This window comes from Sphingopyxis sp., from assembly GCF_035686825.1.
Classification (GTDB): Bacteria; Pseudomonadota; Alphaproteobacteria; order Sphingomonadales; family Sphingomonadaceae; genus Sphingopyxis.
Genome location: NZ_DASRYZ010000006.1, coordinates 791,178 through 808,016, shown reverse-complemented (window position 1 = coordinate 808,016; position 16,839 = coordinate 791,178). Strand labels below are relative to the sequence as shown.

Below are 16,839 nucleotides of genomic sequence, written 5' to 3'. Positions count from 1 at the left end.
GCGCTCCGCCGCGTCGATACACCGCCATGACCAATGTCAGGAAAGGCAAGTCATGGAACTGGAAGACAAGACCATCATCGTCACCGGTGCGAGCAGCGGGATCGGCGCGGCGGCGGCGAAGCTGTTTGCATCCGAAGGAGCGAATGTGGTGCTGGGCGCGCGCCGGGGCGCGGAACTCGAAGCCCTTGCAGCGGCGATCGGTCAAGCGGGTGGCCGGGCGGTGTTCCTCGCCGGCGACGTGAGGGACGAGGGATATGCGGGGGCACTTGTCGATCTTGCCACAAAGGCGTTCGGCCGACTGGACGGCGCGTTCAACAATGCCGGGATCGTCGGCGAAATGCAGCCTGTCCCCGATATGGCGATCGACAACTGGACCGACGTCATTTCGATCAATCTGACGGCCGCCTTTCTGGCCGCCAGGGCGCAGATACCGGCGATGGCGGCGCGCGGTCGGGGCTCGATCGTCTTCACCTCGTCGTTCGTGGGTTTCAGCAACGGCGGCATGCCCGGCATGGGGGCTTATGCGGCATCCAAGGCGGGACTGATCGGCTTTGCCCAGTCGCTGGCATCGGACCATGCCGCCGAGGGCATAAGGGTCAATGCTCTGTTACCCGGCGGCACGATCACGCCGGCCGCTGGGGAAGGGAACCCGGCCGCTCTGGAGTTTATCGCCGGATTGCATCCGATGAAGCGAATGGCGGCCCCCGTGGAGATCGCACAGGCGGCCGCGTTTCTCCTTTCCGATCGGTCGAGCTTCATGACGGGAAGCCCGATGATCGCCGATGGCGGAATCTCGGTCCGGTTGACTTGATGGCGACGAGGAGGATCATCGTCTCACCGCCGTGATGGATCCCGGATCAGGTCCAGGAAGCCCCCGATACCGCCGGACGCATTTTTCGCGGTGGGCGATTGCCAGCGCCATCCTGTCATCCTATTTCGGTTTCATCGAGAAACCGAACACGGGAGACGCATGATGACCGACCTGCCTGAAACCAACCTCACCATGCTGACGCTCGTGAAGCCCGAAGGACAACTCGAGGTATCGCTTGAGCGTCGTGCGATGCCGGTGCCGAAGGCGCATGAAGTGCTGGTGAAGGTGCTCGCTGCACCGATCAACCCGTCGGACCTTGGCTTGCTGTTCGGCGGCGCCGACATGTCGACTGCGCGGGCGTCGACGCGCGATGGCCTGCCCGTTCTCACTGCCGATGTGCCGCCCGCAGGGATGCGCGCGATGGGTGGGCGGATCGGCGACGCGCTCGCGATCGGCAATGAAGGTTGCGGCACCGTCGTCGCGGCAGGGGACTCGCCCGAAGCGCAGGCGCTCGTCGGCAAGACCGTCGCCCTGCTCGGCGGCGAGATGTATGCCGAATATCGCTGCCTGCCCGTCCAGATGGTGATGCCGCTTCCCGACGGCACCGACCCCGCCGATGGCGCCTCCTGCTTCGTCAATCCGCTGACCAGCCTCGCCTTCACCGAGACGATGCGGATGGAGAATCACAGCGCGATCGTCCACACCGCCGCGGCGTCGAACCTCGGCCAGATGCTCGTCAAGATTTGCGCGAAGGACGGCATCCCGCTCGTCAACATCGTGCGCAGCGACGCGCAGGTCGAAATTCTGAGGGGCATCGGCGCGAAATATATCGTCAACAGCAGCGCCGACGATTTCATGGAGCGGCTGGTCGACGCGATCGTCGAGACGGGCGCGACGCTCGGCTTCGACGCGACCGGCGGCGGCAAGCTTGCAGGCCAGATCCTGACCGCGATGGAGGCTGCGGCGGTCAAACGGATGACGAGCTACAGCCGCTATGGCTCGGACACCTTCAAGCAGGTCTATATCTACGGTGCGCTCGACCTGTCGCCGACGACCTTCTCGGCGCGCAGCTTCGGGCTGACCTGGGCGCTCGGCGGCTTCCTGCTGACGCCGTTCATGGCGAAGGCCGGGATGGAAGTCATCGGACGGATGCGGAAGCGCATCGTCGACGAACTGACGGCGACCTTCAAGAGCCATTACAGCCATGAAGTGTCGCTGACCGAGGCGCTGAACCTCGACACGGCGCAGGCCTATAATGCGAAGCGCACGGGCGAGAAATATCTGATCAAGCCGCATAGTTGAGGAAAAGCCGTCGCCCCCGCGAAGGCGGGGGCCGCTGGAGAAGTAGCGCAAGGCTGACGGCGACCCCCGCCTTCGCGGGGGTGACGGAATCGACCCAAAAACAGACGTTGGAGTCGCCTCAAAACCGGATCATGATCCGCCGCGCGAGCGCGGGCGATATGCTGTGCACCAGCTGAAGCAGCTTCACCATCCCGGCGTTGACCTCGCTTTTGCCGGTGCGGATGCCGCGGACGATTTCGGCGGCGCAGTCGTGGGCGCTCATCTTCTTGCCGCCGCGGCCCGCGGTCATATTGGTTTCGACCACTGGCGGCAGCGCCTCGATCACCCGGACATTGCTGTCCTTCAGCGCGTGGCGGATCGCCTGCGTATAGCTGCGCAGTCCCGCCTTGGTCGCGCAATAGACCGACCCGCCCGCGCGCGGCGCGATCGCGAGGCCCGAGGTGACATTGACGATCGCCGCTTCGGGTTGGGCACGAAGCGTCGGGAGCAGCCGGGTGCAAAGCGCGATCGGCGCGTCGAGGTTGGTGCGAATGCAATGCGCCGCGCTGTCGAGCGTGTCGGGTCGGTCCAGCTCATATTCGCTGCCGACACCGGCATTGTTGACGAGCAGCGCGAGCGGCTTGCCCGCCACGCCTTCGACGACCGCATCGACGCCCACCGGCGTCGAGAGGTCGCCCGCGATCGTTCCGAAACCGAGCGCCGCCATCGCGCGCAATTTCTCGGCCGAGCGGCCGGTGACGATCACCTCGGCGCCCGCGCCCTGCAGTTGCAGCGCGATCTCGCGCCCGATGCCGTCGCTGCCCCCGGTGACCAGCGCGAGCTTTCCACGTAAATTCATGCGACCCCTCCCATGAGCTTTTACCTCGCGCACTATGGCGGGTCGCATCGCCATCGCCTACATGCAAAATCATGGCCCGCCCGAATGCTCCCGACCGATTCAACGAAGAAAAAGCGACCTATGTGATCCGCGGCGGCGACGCCGAAGGCGACCAGCCCGACCTCGAGCGCGGCGCCGAAGCGATCCGCAGCGTCGTGCGCAAATTGCCGACGCGCCCCGGCGTTTACCGGATGCTCGATGCGCGCGGCGACGTGCTGTATGTGGGGAAGGCGCGCGCGCTGAAGAACCGCGTGACCAATTATACGCAGGTCGCGCGCCTGCCGCAGCGGCTGCAGCGCATGGTGTCGCAGACGCGCGCGATGGAGATCGTCACGACGACGAGCGAGGCCGAGGCGCTGCTGCTCGAGGCGCAGCTGATCAAGCGTTACCGCCCGCCCTACAATGTGCTGCTGCGCGACGACAAAAGCTTTCCCTTCATTCTGCTGCGCGCCGACCATGATTTCCCGCGCGTGCAGAAGCACCGCGGCGCGCGGCGCGCCAAGGGGCGCTATTACGGGCCCTTTGCGAGCGCGGGATCGGTGAACCAGACGCTCAACGCATTGCAAAAGACCTTTCTGCTGCGCAGCTGCACCGACAGCTTTTTCGCCAACCGTTCGCGCCCGTGCCTGCTCTACCAGATCAGGCGGTGCAGCGCGCCGTGCGTCGACCGCATCTCCAAGGAAGATTATGCCGGGCTGGTCAGCGACGCGCAGGACTTCCTCGAAGGCCGCTCGACCGCGGTGCAGAAGCGGCTCGGCGACGCGATGACGCGCGCCGCCGAGGCGATGGATTATGAGCAGGCGGCGGTGATCCGCGACCGGCTGAAGTCGCTGACCTTCATCCAGGGCAGCCAGTCGGTGCACGCCGATGGTCTCGGCGACGCCGACGTGTTCGCGCTCGCGGCGAAGGGCGGGCAGCTGTGCATCGCGGGCTTCTTCATCCGCGGCGGGCAGAATTGGGGGCATCGCAGCTTCTTCCCCGCGCATGTGTCGGGGGTGCCCGAGGCCGAGGTGATGGCGAGCTTCCTGATGCAATTCTACGAAGGCGTGCCGCCGCCGAAGACGATCCTTGTCGACCGCGAGCCTGACGAATGCGCGCTGCTGGCCGAAGCACTGGGCGAGAGCGCGAACCGCAAGGTCGAAATCAGCGTGCCGCAGCGCGGCAACCGCCGCCGCCTGCTCGAACAGGCGGTGCGCAACGCCGGCGAAGAACTCGACCGCCGCCTCGCCGAGAGCAGCAGCCAGGCGAAGCTCGGGCGCGAGCTCGCCGAGCTGTTCGACCTCGACAATCCGCCGCGGCGCATCGAAATCTACGACAACAGCCACATCCAGGGGACCAATGCATTGGGCGCGATGGTCGTCGCGGGGCCCGAGGGCTGGATCAAGGGCGCCTATCGCAAGTTCAACATCAAGCGCGCCGAAACGCAGCCGGGCGACGATTTCGCGATGATGCGCGAAGTGTTCCAGCGCCGCTTCGCGCGCGCGATCGAGGAGGATCCCGAGCGGACGAAGGGCGAGTGGCCCGACCTCGTGCTGATCGACGGCGGCAAGGGGCAGGTGTCGGCGGCGGGTGCGGTGCTGGCCGAACTCGGCATCGACGATCTGACCTATGTGGGTGTCGCGAAGGGCCCCGACCGCAACGCGGGACGCGAGACCTTCTACCACCCCGACGGCCGCGAATTCACGCTGCCGCCGAACAATGCCGTGCTTTTCTACATCCAGCGCCTCCGTGACGAGGCGCACCGCTTCGCGATTGGCGCGCACCGGCAGAAACGCGCGAAGGCGATGGGCAGCTCGCCGCTCGACGAGGTGCCGGGCATCGGCCCCGCGCGCAAGAAGGCGCTGTTGATGCACTTCGGCACCGCGCGCGCGGTGCGCGGCGCGAGCCTCGAGGATTTGCAGAAGGCGCCGGGGGTGAGCGCCGCGGTCGCGCAGGCGGTGCATGATTTCTATCGTTCGGGACGGTGAGGGGAGGATTATGGATTTTGCAGCAGCCATGCCACTGGCGGCGACGCTCGGCGTCACGATCCACGAGGGAGCGAAGGACCGCGTCGCGGGCAAGCTGGCGGTGCGGCCCGAAATCTGCACTGCGGGCGGAATCGTCCATGGCGGCGCGATCATGGCGTTCGCCGATTGCCTCGGCGCGGTCGGGGCGTTTCTGACGCTACCCGAAGGCGCGAGCGGGACGACGACGATCGAGAGCAAGACCAATTTCCTCGGCGCCGGCCCGGTCGGAACGACGCTCGTCGGCGAGGCGACGCCGGTGAAGATCGGCAAGCGGCTGTCGGTGTGGCAGACGCGCATCCGCACCGAGGATGGCGCCGAGGTCGCGCTGGTGACGCAGACGCAGATGGCGCTTTGGCCAGCCTGACCGCCGATGCGATCGTCTGTGCGGTGCGCGCGCATGGCGAGCATGGCGCGATTTTGCGCGCGTTGACCGACGAGGCGGGGCTGGTCGCGGGCTATGTTCGTGGCGGGCGTTCGCGGCGGCTGCGCCCGATCCTGATGCCGGGCAATCTGGTGGTGCTTGAACTGCGCGCGCGGACCGAGGAGCAGCTGGGCGGCGCGACCGTCGAGTTGCTCGAAAGCCGCGCCCCGCTGCTCGCCGAGCCGCTGGCGGCCGCCGCGATCGACTGGGCGACGAGCCTCACCGCGGCGACCTTGCCCGAAAACCAGCCATATCCCGCGCTCTATTCGGCGCTGGGCGCGGTGCTCGACGCGATCGGCGTCGCGGCCTCGGCGCGCCAATGGGCGCTGGCGCTGGGCCGTTACGAACTGCTCTTGCTTGCCGAGCTGGGCTTCGGACTGGATCTCGGCGAATGCGTCGTCACGGGATCGACCGGCGATATCGCCTTCGTAAGCCCCAAATCGGGCGGCGCGGTCAGTGCCGCCGCCGCCGCCGGATATGAAAAACGCCTGCTTCGCCTTCCGCCGTTCATGCGGCACGACGATCCCGATAAGGCAGCGCCCGATCCGACGATGGCCGACATACTCGACTTGCTCGCAATCACCGGCCACTTCCTCGCCCGCGATGTCCTCGACGGCCGCAACCGCGACTTGCTGTCCGTAAGGGAAAGATTGCTCGATCGGCTGGGCAGGGCGGTTGCGTGACGCGCCGCCGCTGTCTAAGCGGCTGGCGAGACACGAAAGGGCGACGCATTGAAAATCCTGCTGCTGGCTGGCGACGGTATCGGTCCGGAAATCATGGCGGAGGCGGAAAAGGTCCTTGGCGCGCTCGGTCTTTCCGTGACGCTCGACCGCGCGCTCGTCGGCGGCGCGGCCTATGCGGCGACCGGCCATCCGCTGCCGCCCGAAACGCTCGCGAAAGCGAAAGCCGCCGATGCGTTGCTGTTCGGCGCGGTCGGCGACCCGCGTTTCGACACTGTCGAGCGCCATCTGCGCCCTGAACAGGCGATCCTCGGCCTGCGCGCCGAACTCGGGCTGTTCGCCAACCTGCGCCCGGCGAAGCTGTTCGCCGGGCTCGAGGACAGTTCGGCGCTGCGTCCCGAGGTCGCCTCGGCGATCGACCTGCTGATCGTCCGCGAACTCAACGGCGACGTCTATTTCGGCGAAAAGGGCACGCGCACGACGGCGAGCGGTGAGCGCGAAGGTTATGACATCATGTCGTACAGCGAGAGCGAAGTGCGCCGGATCGCGCATGTCGCCTTCCGCGCGGCGCAGGGGCGTGCGAAGCGGCTCTGCTCGGTCGACAAGGCGAATGTGCTCGAAACCTCGCAGCTGTGGCGCGACGTGGTGATCGAGGTCGCCGCCGACTATCCCGATGTCGCGCTGACCCATATGTATGTCGACAACGCCGCGATGCAGCTGGTGCGCAATCCGGGGCAGTTCGACGTCGTCGTCACCGGCAACCTTTTTGGCGACATATTGTCCGATCAGGCGTCGATGTGCGTCGGCTCGATCGGGCTGCTCGCCTCGGCGTCGCTGAGCGAAGGCAAGCGGGGACTGTACGAGCCGATCCACGGCAGTGCGCCCGACATCGCGGGCAAGGGCATCGCCAACCCGCTGGCGATGATCCTGAGCCTTGCGATGCTGCTGCGCCACTCGGGCGGCGACGAGGCGAGCGCGGCGCGGATCGAAGCGGCGGTCGCCAGGGTGCTGGCGGACGGTTGCCGCGGCGCCGATCTGGGGGGCAATATGGGAACCGCGGCATTGGGCGATGCGGTGGTTTCGGCCCTGAAAAATTAGCGAAACGGATAAGACGATGAAAAAAGATACGGGTCTCGATCGCAGCAAGACACGCAACTGGCGCCCCGCGACGCAGGCCGTGCGTGGCGGCACCTGGCGCAGCGAGCATGGCGAGACGTCGGAGGCGCTCTTCCTGACCTCCGGCTACACCTATGACAGCGCCGAGGAAGTCGCGGCGCGTTTCGCCGGCGAAGAACAGGGCATGACCTATTCGCGCCTCCAGAACCCGACCGTCGCGATGCTCGAGGAGCGGATTGCGCTGATGGAAGGCGCCGAGGCGTGCCGTGTGCAGGCGACCGGCATGGCGGCGATGACCACCGCGCTGCTGTGCCAATTGTCGGCGGGCGACCATATCGTCGCGGCGAAGGCGGCGTTCGGCTCGTGCCGCTGGCTCGTCGACCATCTCTGTCCGCGCTTCGGGATCGAAACCACCGTCGTCGACGGTCGCGACAATGACGCATGGGAAAGGGCGATCAGGCCGAACACCAAGGTCTTCTTCTTCGAAACCCCGGCCAACCCGACGATGGACATCGTCGACATGAAACATGTCTGCGGCCTCGCGAAAGCGCACGGCATCACCACCGTAGTCGACAACGCCTTTGCGACCAGCGTGCTTCAGCGCCCGATGGATTTCGGCGCCGACGTCGTCGCTTACTCGGCGACCAAGCTGATGGAGGGGCAGGGGCGCGTGCTCGCCGGCGCGGTCTGCGGGACCGAAAAGTTCATCAACGACGTGTTGCTGCCGTTCCAGCGCAACACCGGGCCGAACCTGTCGCCGTTCAACGCGTGGGTCGTGCTCAAGGGCCTCGAAACGCTCGACCTGCGCGCGCGGCGCCAGTCCGAAAATGCACTCGCGGTCGGCAAGGCGATCGAAGGGCGTGTCGCGCGCATGCTCCACCCGGGGCTGGCGAGCCACCCGCAACATGAGCTGGCGATGAGCCAGTCGAGCGCGTGCGGGCCGATCTTCTCCTTCGTGCTCGATGGCGGGCGCGAGCAGGCGATGGCCTTCCTCAACGCGCTCGAACTCGTCGACATCAGCAACAATATCGGCGATTCGCGCAGCCTCTGCTGTCACCCCTGGTCGACCACGCACTACGGCGTCAGCGAAGAAGCCCGCATCGATATGGGCGTCGTCGAAGGCATGCTTCGTATCAATATCGGGCTCGAGGATCCGCGCGACGTGATCGCCGACCTCGACCAGGCATTGACCAAGGTCGGTCTTTAAGCGAATCTGCCATGGAAATGATCGACTCCTTCTTCCCCTTTGCGGCGACCACCGGGTCGATCACCGTGCGCGTCGCGGTCAGCTATCTGCCCGAACAGTCGCACCCCGCGCTCGGGCGCTGGTTCTGGGCCTATCATGTGCGCATCGAGAACCACGGCGAGGATGCGGTGCAGCTGATCAGCCGCCATTGGCGGATCAGCGACGGACGCGGCCAGACGAGCGAAGTCGAGGGCGAAGGCGTCGTCGGCGAACAGCCGTTGATCGTGCCCGGCGGCGCCTATGACTATGTATCGGGTTGCCCGCTGCCGACACCCGAAGGCTCGATGGTCGGCAGCTATGCGATGGAGCTCGGCGACGGATCGCAGATGCTCGTCGCGATCCCGCATTTCCCGCTCGTGGCGCCCGCGACCGCGTCATGAAGCGCACGCACCTGCCCCTCAACGCGCTCCGCGTCTTCGACGCCGCTGCCCGGCACCTGAGCTTCACGCGCGCCGCCGACGAGCTGGCGGTGACCCCCGCCGCAGTTGGGCAGCAGATTCGCGCGCTCGAGGATATGCTCGGCGTCGTGCTGTTCCGCCGCACACCCAAGGGGCTGGAGTTGACCGGCGAGGCCAATGCCGGGCTCGACGCGCTGCGTCAGGGTTTTTTGCAGTTCGAGGAATCGGTGCGCGCGATGCAGGCGGGCCAATCGTCGCAATCGCTGACGATCGCGGCGCCGCGCGACCTGACCGCCAAATGGCTCGCGCCGCGGCTCGCGCGTTACAGCCAGCAAGCGCCCGACGTGCGCTTCACTTTGGTGTCGGCCGACAGCGGGATCGATTTTACCGAAGCGAACCTCGACCTCGCGATCTTCTGGACCGATGGCGCGGGCGAACATGAAGGCGTGGCGCTCGCCGACGCGATGATGGTGACCGTTGCGGGGCCCGGGAGCGAAAGCGAGACGCGCATCGCATGGCCAGGGTGCCCCGTCGAGGAGGGCGAACCGGCGTTGCGGCTCGGCGACGCGGGGCTGGCGATCGACGCCGCGGCGAACGGGCTGGGGCAGGCCAATGTTCCCGCGATGCTCGCCGAGGCCGATATTGCCGCCGGACGCGTGCGGCTGGTCCGCGAGGCGTTTCCGGTCAAGCGTGGCTACTGGCTCGTCGCGCCGACGCCGCAATGGCGGCAGGCGAAGGTCAAGGCGCTGGTTGCCGCGCTGACGGAAAATTGAAGTAACCGAAGTCGACAGCTGACCGAATAACCCCGAAACCAACATTCGGGGGTCATTCATGTTGAAAATTTTGGACAAGCTGCCGTCGCAGCTTCTGGCCATCGCCGCTTTGCGCTGGTCGATAGTGTTCGTCTTCGCTTTCTTTGGCGTCGCGAAATTCGCGCTCTACGAAGCCGAGGGCGTCGCGCGCATCGCGATGCATTACCCCTTGTTTTCGTGGATGTATCCTTTGATCGGCGTTCAGGGAACAAGCAATGTCATCGGTTCGATCGAATTGCTGACCGGCGCATTGATCGCGCTGGGGGCGTGGTCGCATCGAGCGGGCCTGCTCGGCGGATTGATGGGAGTTTGCACCTTCCTCGTCACACTCAGCTTCAGTTTCGGCGTCCCGCTGTGGGAGGAAGGCTATGGCTTTCCATTCATGGGTTCGGTTGCACAATTCCTGTTCAAGGACGCCGTGTTGCTGGCCGGGTGTCTGGCCGTGGCGCTGCATGCGGGGCACGCGCTGCGAGCGCGAGGAACCGCGTGACAAGCCCGACGAGCCGGCCGGCGTCGAGATTGGCTTTCGGATCGTTCCAGCTCGCCGTAACCACGAACCATTTCCCGTCGGCCTTGCGCTCACCGAGCAGGCTCATCGACAATACGCCGTTTTCGGAACCGCCCTTGTAGCCGAGGTAACGCCACGGTTCGGCCGCCGCCGGGCCGACGCCATTGTTGATCGCGAGCGCCGACATCGTCGTATCGGATTTGCGTGCGCGGAGGTCGGCCATCGCGCGTGCGATATCGTTCGGGCTCGCAAACCATTCGAGGCTGTCAATAAAGCGCGGACCCTCGACGAAACTGACGCCGTCGACGTTCGACAGCGTGAGGCGGTTCTGGTTGCTCTCGATCAGCTGGCGCTGCGCGGCATCATCACCCTTGATAAAGAGCGGGCGCAGGTCGTTGAAATTATTGCCCTTGAGCGCGAACGCCTCGACCGTCGTGAGTAGCGGGATGTTGCGCGACGGCGCGCTGTGTCCCGCGCTCTTCATCCGCGCCTCGATGCGTTCGCGGCCGAGCAGGTGAATCAGCGTGTCGGTCGCGCCATTGTCGCTGACCGAGATCATCCAGTTGGCGAGCGTCTGGAGCGTGACGGGCATGCCCTTCGGCCAGTTCGCGGTGCCCGCCGACGAGAAGCTGAGGTGCGAGAGCGGCGCGACGTCGCTCCATTTCCGTTCGCCCGCCGCGATCTGGGCGGCGAGTTCGTCGAGGATATAGAGCTTGATGGTCGAGCCGACGGCGAATTGCGTATCGGCATGCGCCGACGCGAGCGGGCGGATGGCCGCACCGTCCAGTTCGGCGACGAGGAAACCCGTTGCCCCCGGCAGCGCGGCGAGTTCGGCGGCGACCTTGTCGAAACTGTCGTTCGCCATTTCGAAATTAGTGAAAACGAGCCCGAACACCTTCGCGTCCCGCCCGGCGCCGACCTCGAGCGAGAGGGTGCCGACGCCCTTCTCGAACCGCAGCAACACGGTGCCCGAGCGACCGTTGGTGGAGGTCGCCTTGTCGACCGAAACTGGCTGGCCATATTGCGCGATAAGGCTGGCGGTGATCGCATCGAAATTTTCTTTGGGAACCGCCTTCTGGAAAGCCGCGTCGAAATAATCGGCGTAAGCGATCTTGCCGATAAGCAGGTCGACGAGCTCTGCCGCGCGCCGCTCGAACGCGCTGCCTTGGGCCGGGGCGGCTTGGGGCGGCTGGATCGCATGGGCGGCCGACGGCGCGCCGGAAAGGGTGGCCGCGGCGAGCAGCACCGGCGCCAGCAAGCATTTCATTTTTCTTTTCCTTCGGTTGGGGGCGATACCGCATCGAGCCGTTCGATCTGCGCGCGCAGCATGGCGGCCGCGCGCCGGTTGAGCAACCAGATGCCGATGAAGATCAGCGCCGGGATCGCTGCGAAGGCCGCAAAGCCCAGCGCGCTGCCGAAGCCGCCCGCCGCGGCGAGGCCGGCCATGAAAACCACGAGGCCGGGAATCAGCGGCCCGAGATACCAGATCCCGACACTCGCCAGCATCCGCTCCTCGGTCGCCAGCCGGGCGCGGTAATAGGCGCGTATGTCGGTCGCCTCGGCGTCCGGATCGGGTCGCGAGGTCCGCCGCGACAATTGCCACGCCATGACGAACCCACCCGCGATCACCAGCAGACTACCCGCCTTGAGGAGCGGTTCGGGCAGAATCAGCGCGTAGAGGCCGAAGATGAGCGTGACGAACAGCGTCGCGGCATATTCGCGCCGGTTGCGCCGGCCGATCGCCCGGTCGAAGGTCGCGGCGCGCGCCTTGATCTCGGCGAGCGGCAGCGCGGCGAGCGCCGTGCCGCCCTGCCGCCACAGGCTGCGTAGGCCGTCGTCGTCGAAAAACTGGGTCATGATGCGTCTCCGGCCTGCGCGTAGCGGCGCGTCAGCATGGATTTGAAACGGTGGATCTTGGTCGCGACCGCATCGGCTGAGACGCCGGTGACCGCCCCGATCTCGGCACCGGCAACGCCCTCGAGATAGAGGAGCAATATCTGCCGGTCGGGCGGATCGAGCCGGTCGATGATCGACAGGATCAGCGCCATCGCGCGGTCGCTGTCGGCGCGCTCGAACGGGATGGCGTCGACGTCGGCGATCTCGACATCCTCGATCGACGACCAGCCGCGCTGCGCGTGGCGCTTGCGCGCCAGCATGTGCGACGTCGCACGATTGTGCGCGACGCGCCACACCCAGGTGCTGAGCGAGCAGCGGCCGTCGAAGGTGGCGAAGCTCTGCCACAGCGCGACCTGCAATTCCTGTTCGAGGTCGCGCCGCAGGTCTGCATCGGCTTCATAGCCGCGCGCGAGACGGGCGAGTGCGCCGCCGAAGCGGTCGATCACTTCCGCGAAAAGCCGATCCTGATCCGCCTCGGCCACGTCGGTCTCCGGTTTTTCGTGTCGCATACCCTTTTAGTCGAGGGCGATGCGACTTTCTGACGGGGACGCGAAAATTTTCTCCTCAGGCGTCGATCGCCGCCTCGTCGAGCGTCGCGGCATTGGCTTGGATGAACTGGAAACGGTGCTCGGGATGCTTGCCCATCAGCCGGTCGACCAGATCCTTGACCTGATGCCGTTCCTCATATTCCTGCGGCAGCGTGACGCGCAGCATCGAGCGCGTCGCCGGATCCATCGTCGTTTCTTTCAATTGGTTGGGGTTCATTTCTCCCAAGCCCTTGAAGCGCCCGACCTCGACCTTCTTGCCCTTGAACATCGTGGCTTCGAGCTCGGCGCGGTGCGCGTCGTCGCGCGCATAGGCCGAGAGATTGCCCGCGGTGAGGCGATAAAGCGGCGGCTGCGCCAGATAGACATGCCCCTCGCGCACGATGTCGGGCATTTCCTGAAAGAAGAAGGTCATCAGCAAGGTCGCGATATGCGCGCCGTCGACATCGGCGTCCGTCATGATCACGATCTTTTCATAGCGGAGGCGATCGGCGTCGCAATCCTTGCGCATCCCGCATCCCAGCGCGAGTGCGAGGTCGGCGATTTCCTGATTGGCGCGGATCTTGTCGGCACTGGCGCTTGCGACGTTCAGTATCTTGCCGCGGATCGGCAGGATCGCCTGCGTCTTACGGTCGCGCGCCTGCTTGGCGCTGCCGCCGGCGCTGTCGCCTTCGACAATAAATAATTCCGTGCCTTCGGGGCCGTCATTCGCACAGTCTGTGAGCTTGCCGGGCAGCCGCAGCTTGCGCCCGCTCGTCGCGGTCTTGCGCTTGACCTCGCGCTCGGCCTTGCGCTTCAGCCGCTCGTCCATCCGGTCGAGGACGAGTCCGAGCAAAGCGCGGCCGCGGTCCATATTGTCCGACAGGAAATGGTCGAAATGGTCGCGCACGGCATTTTCGGTGAGGCGCGCGGCCTCGGGGCTCGACAGCCGGTCCTTGGTCTGGCTCTGGAACTGCGGATCGCGGATGAAGACCGACAGCATCATCTCGCCGCCGTTGAACACGTCCTCGGCGGTGATCTGCGCCGCTTTCTTCTGCCCGATCAACTCGCCGAAGGCGCGGAGCCCCTTGGTGAGCGCCGCGCGCAGCCCCGCTTCGTGCGTGCCGCCCGCGGGGGTCGGAATGGTGTTGCAATACCAGCTGTAAGAGCCGTCCGACCACAAAGGCCAGGCGATCGCCCACTCGGCGCGGCCCTGTTCGCCCGGAAATTCCTGCCGCCCCACGAAAGGCTCGGCGGTCGCGCATTCGCGCGTACCGATCTGTTCTTTCAGGTGATCGGCGAGGCCGCCGGGAAACTGGAAAACCGCTTCCTCCGGCGTGTCGTCGCCGATCAGCTCGGGCGCGCATTTCCAGCGGATTTCGACGCCCGCGAACAGATAGGCCTTCGAACGCGCCATGCGATAGAGGCGCTGCGGCTTGAACCGGCCATGCTCGCCGAAGATTTCGGGATCGGGGACGAAGGAGACGCTGGTGCCGCGGCGGTTGGGGGTCGGGCCGAGTTCCTCGAGCCCGCCGAGCGGGGTACCGCGCGAAAAACGCTGGCGATAGAGCAGCTTGCTGCGCGCCACTTCGATCACCGTGTCGGTCGACAGGGCGTTGACGACGCTGACCCCGACGCCGTGGAGGCCGCCCGAGGTCGCATAGGCCTTGCCCTCGAACTTCCCGCCCGAATGGAGCATCGTCATGATGACTTCGAGCGCCGACTTGCCCGGGAATTTCGGATGCGGGTCGACCGGCATGCCGCGTCCGTTGTCGACGACGGTCAGACGGTTGCCGACGTCGAGCGTGATCTCGATGCGCGTCGCGTGGCCGGCGACGGCCTCGTCCATGCTATTGTCGATGACCTCGGCGGCGAGATGGTGGAGCGCGCGTTCGTCGGTGCCGCCGATATACATGCCGGGGCGGCGGCGAACGGGTTCGAGCCCCTCCAGCACCTCGATCTGCGAAGCGTTGTAGCTGTCGGTGGCGGGGTTAGCGGCGTCGAACAAATCGTGACTCATGGATTGGCTATAAGGGGCGGGGAAGGGCGCTGGCAAGCGCGGTTTTGGGCCGCGCATACGCATCTCGCCGGGGGCTCGGTTCATCGCATTTCGGTCGGGGCAAGGAACTTTGGCGGGCGCCGCCGGGTTGCACTGGCGACTGCAAAGTCATCAAAAAGTGGAGTAATAACAATGAAATTCGTAGCTCTCCTCGCCGTTTCGACGGCTTCCATGTTTGCCTTTCCGGCCATCGCGCAGGACAATCGCGATGCGTCGCAGGACTTCGACGGTCCTTATATCTCGATCGGCGGCGGCGCTTCGCTACAGGGAAGCGACCGCGGTGAAACCCTGATTTTCGACACCGACCAGGACGGCACTTATGGCGATCAGGTGACGACCGTGGGCGGCACCGATGCCTTCTCGCCGGGCTTCTGTAACGGTGCAGCCACCGGAACCGCCAATCTCGGCTGCCGCAACGACAAGGACGGCCCCGAATATTTCGGGCGTCTCGGCTATGACAAGCGCATGGGCAATTTCGTGCTCGGCGCGGTGATCGAAGGCGGCCGCAGCGAAGCACGCGACAGCGTTAGCGGCTTTTCGACCACTCCGGCGAGCTATACGATGAGCCGCGAGGCCGATTATCAGGCGAATGCCCGCCTGCGTGCCGGCTACACGCCGGGCGGCGGCGCCCTCTTCTATGTCACGGGCGGCGGCGCATATGCGCGGCTCGACAACAAGTTCGTGACGACCAATACCGCCAACAGCTTCGACGATAATGGCAAGACCAATGCTTGGGGTTATACCGTCGGCGGCGGTGCCGAGGTGATGGTCACGAACAATATCGGCCTCGGGCTCGAATATCTGTACACCGACGTCAAGGACAAGGATTATGTCGTGAACGTCGGCGCCGGCACCGCTGACCCGGCGACCAACCCGTTCCTGCTGAACGGCGGCGGGACCGATATCCGCCGCAGCGACCCGAATTTCCAGACGCACAGCGTGCGCGGGACGTTGAGCTACCGCTTCTGACCTCTTGGGAGCGGAAAGGGAGGCGCCGGGTCAACGATCCGGCGCCTTTCGCTTGTCTATCGCGCGGTCGGCGCGGCGAAGATCGCGAAATTGCCGTTGGCGCTCGCGACGAGGCGGTCGTGCTGGAACAGGCGCGCGTCGATGTTGGCGACGCGCTTGCCCTTGTGCAGCACGCTCGCGTCGCAGGTCAGCCGGCCTTCGCGCACGCCGACGTGGTAGTTGAACTTGATTTCCAGCGTCGCGCACCAGAAACCATCGTCCAGCGTGCTGAACAGCGCCCCGCCCATCGCGGTATCGGCGAGCGAATAGGCGACGCCGCCGTGCGCGACGCCCTGCGGGTTGAAATGCCGCTCACGCTCGATATCGATCGCCATGGTGCAGCGCCCGTCGCCGCGCTCGACCATTTGCAGGCCGAGCGCGCGGGCGAATTCGAAATCCTGCCCGAAGGGCCTCACCGGACGCGTCTCAGCGAACCCGGGGACCGCCAAAGGGCGGGGGCGGGGGCGGGCGGCGCGTGCCGCGCGGCAGCTGCGCCTGATAGGCGCGCCCGCAATGCTCGACGCAATAGGGGAAGCCGGGGTTCACCGCTTCGCCGCAGAAATGGAAATCGGGTTCGCCCGGATGCCCCATCGGCCAGCGGCAGATGCGGTCGTTGAGGTCGAGCAGGCTCGTCTTGTCGGCGATTTCGGGGCTCGGCTTCGCGGGCACCAGCCGGCGCGGCGGCGCGGGCGGGATCGGCGCCTGCTGGTCGCCGGGACCCTGGCGGATAAAGCCGCCGGGGCCGATCGAAACGATGCGCGGCGCGTCGGGCTTGGGCGCGGCCTCGACGCCATCCTCGTTCGATGCCTGAACGGGAGGCTTGGGTTCGGCCTTTGGCGCCGCTGCCACGGGGCGCGGCGCAGCCGGCGCCGCGGGACGCGGTGCGGAGGGCGCGGCAGGCTTCGGCGCCGCAGCCTTGACCGGCTTGGTAGCCTTTTCGGTCGCCTTGACCGGCGAGGGGCGCGACTTCAGGCCGAGGCGATGCGCCTTGCCGATCACCGCATTGCGGCTGACCCCGCCGAGTTCGTCGGCGATCTGGCTGGCGGTGAGGCCCTTTTCCCACATGTTGCGCAGCTGTTCGATGCGCTCGTCAGTCCATGACATCTATTGTTCCTCATCATTCCACGCCGCGGGCCATATCGTCCGCATTGCGATCCTTTCGGATCGATGTCGTG

General features: G+C 66.1%; 18 protein-coding genes. 11 read left to right on the top strand and 7 right to left on the bottom strand.

Going from position 1 to position 16,839, the window contains the following annotated elements:
- The first annotated feature begins 52 nt into the window (after positions 1-52).
- Both VFG17_RS17330 and VFG17_RS17325 read left to right on the top strand, forming a co-directional pair.
- Positions 53-811 (top strand): SDR family oxidoreductase, encoded by a 759-nt coding sequence (locus VFG17_RS17330; RefSeq protein WP_325030607.1) that lies wholly within the window; start codon positions 53-55, stop codon positions 809-811.
- A 162-nt stretch (positions 812-973) separates the two neighbouring features.
- Positions 974-2,113: a zinc-binding dehydrogenase gene (locus VFG17_RS17325; protein WP_325030606.1), complete on the top strand. Its 1,140-nt coding sequence runs from the start codon at positions 974-976 to the stop codon at positions 2,111-2,113.
- A gap of 118 nt (positions 2,114-2,231) precedes the next feature.
- Here VFG17_RS17325 and VFG17_RS17320 read toward each other — a convergent pair whose 3' ends face one another.
- The gene (locus VFG17_RS17320) at positions 2,232-2,951 is read right to left on the bottom strand and encodes an SDR family oxidoreductase (RefSeq protein WP_325030605.1); all 720 of its coding nucleotides are present in this window, start codon (positions 2,949-2,951) and stop codon (positions 2,232-2,234) included.
- A gap of 71 nt (positions 2,952-3,022) precedes the next feature.
- Between VFG17_RS17320 and uvrC the strand changes: the two genes are divergently transcribed.
- The 8 genes from uvrC (at position 3,023) to VFG17_RS17280 (ending at position 10,159) form a co-directional block, all read left to right on the top strand.
- Complete coding sequence (gene uvrC / locus VFG17_RS17315; protein ID WP_325030604.1) at positions 3,023-4,957, top strand: excinuclease ABC subunit UvrC; 1,935 nt, start codon at positions 3,023-3,025, stop codon at positions 4,955-4,957.
- Between the two features lie 10 nt (positions 4,958-4,967).
- Positions 4,968-5,360: a PaaI family thioesterase gene (locus VFG17_RS17310; protein ID WP_325030603.1), complete on the top strand. Its 393-nt coding sequence runs from the start codon at positions 4,968-4,970 to the stop codon at positions 5,358-5,360.
- Positions 5,348-6,100 (top strand): DNA repair protein RecO, encoded by a 753-nt coding sequence (gene recO / locus VFG17_RS17305; protein ID WP_325030602.1) that lies wholly within the window; start codon positions 5,348-5,350, stop codon positions 6,098-6,100. Before VFG17_RS17310 ends, recO begins: the two co-directional genes overlap by 13 nt.
- A 48-nt stretch (positions 6,101-6,148) precedes the next feature.
- Positions 6,149-7,195 carry a 3-isopropylmalate dehydrogenase gene (gene leuB / locus VFG17_RS17300; RefSeq protein WP_325030601.1) on the top strand — a complete coding sequence of 349 codons (1,047 nt, stop codon included), beginning with the start codon at positions 6,149-6,151 and terminating at the stop codon, positions 7,193-7,195.
- 16 nt (positions 7,196-7,211) lie between these two features.
- A complete protein-coding gene (locus VFG17_RS17295) occupies positions 7,212-8,420 on the top strand; it encodes a trans-sulfuration enzyme family protein (protein ID WP_325030600.1) in 1,209 nt (402 codons plus the stop codon).
- A 17-nt stretch (positions 8,421-8,437) separates the two neighbouring features.
- Complete coding sequence (gene apaG, locus VFG17_RS17290; protein WP_295326795.1) at positions 8,438-8,839, top strand: Co2+/Mg2+ efflux protein ApaG; 402 nt, start codon at positions 8,438-8,440, stop codon at positions 8,837-8,839.
- Positions 8,836-9,630, top strand: coding sequence for a LysR substrate-binding domain-containing protein (locus tag VFG17_RS17285; RefSeq protein WP_325030599.1), 795 nt, complete (start codon positions 8,836-8,838; stop codon positions 9,628-9,630). The genes apaG and VFG17_RS17285 overlap by 4 nt, the downstream gene beginning before the upstream one ends.
- Positions 9,631-9,691: 61 nt before the next feature.
- Positions 9,692-10,159 (top strand): YkgB family protein, encoded by a 468-nt coding sequence (locus VFG17_RS17280; protein ID WP_325030598.1) that lies wholly within the window; start codon positions 9,692-9,694, stop codon positions 10,157-10,159.
- On the opposite strand, the gene VFG17_RS17275 is transcribed toward VFG17_RS17280, so the two are convergent.
- The 4 genes from VFG17_RS17275 to parE all read right to left on the bottom strand — a co-directional run bounded on the left by VFG17_RS17275 (position 10,077) and on the right by parE (position 14,617).
- Positions 10,077-11,444 carry a serine hydrolase gene (locus VFG17_RS17275; RefSeq protein ID WP_325030597.1) on the bottom strand — a complete coding sequence of 456 codons (1,368 nt, stop codon included), beginning with the start codon at positions 11,442-11,444 and terminating at the stop codon, positions 10,077-10,079. The two genes, VFG17_RS17280 and VFG17_RS17275, sit on opposite strands and share 83 nt — an antisense overlap.
- Entirely contained in the window at positions 11,441-12,034 is a 594-nt protein-coding gene (locus VFG17_RS17270) for a hypothetical protein (protein WP_325030596.1), read from the bottom strand. Before VFG17_RS17270 ends, VFG17_RS17275 begins: the two co-directional genes overlap by 4 nt.
- Positions 12,031-12,555, bottom strand: coding sequence for a sigma-70 family RNA polymerase sigma factor (locus tag VFG17_RS17265; RefSeq protein ID WP_325030595.1), 525 nt, complete (start codon positions 12,553-12,555; stop codon positions 12,031-12,033). The genes VFG17_RS17270 and VFG17_RS17265 overlap by 4 nt, the downstream gene beginning before the upstream one ends.
- A gap of 82 nt (positions 12,556-12,637) precedes the next feature.
- The gene (gene parE / locus VFG17_RS17260) at positions 12,638-14,617 is read right to left on the bottom strand and encodes a DNA topoisomerase IV subunit B (RefSeq protein ID WP_325030594.1); all 1,980 of its coding nucleotides are present in this window, start codon (positions 14,615-14,617) and stop codon (positions 12,638-12,640) included.
- 171 nt (positions 14,618-14,788) lie between these two features.
- Between parE and VFG17_RS17255 the strand changes: the two genes are divergently transcribed.
- Entirely contained in the window at positions 14,789-15,625 is an 837-nt protein-coding gene (locus VFG17_RS17255) for an outer membrane protein (protein ID WP_325030593.1), read from the top strand.
- 56 nt (positions 15,626-15,681) lie between these two features.
- Here VFG17_RS17255 and VFG17_RS17250 read toward each other — a convergent pair whose 3' ends face one another.
- Together VFG17_RS17250 and VFG17_RS17245 are read right to left on the bottom strand one after the other, a co-directional pair.
- Positions 15,682-16,080: a PaaI family thioesterase gene (locus VFG17_RS17250; RefSeq protein WP_325030592.1), complete on the bottom strand. Its 399-nt coding sequence runs from the start codon at positions 16,078-16,080 to the stop codon at positions 15,682-15,684.
- Between the two features lie 10 nt (positions 16,081-16,090).
- The gene (locus tag VFG17_RS17245; protein ID WP_325030591.1) at positions 16,091-16,768 is read right to left on the bottom strand and encodes a GcrA family cell cycle regulator; all 678 of its coding nucleotides are present in this window, start codon (positions 16,766-16,768) and stop codon (positions 16,091-16,093) included.
- Positions 16,769-16,839: the final 71 nt, after the last annotated feature.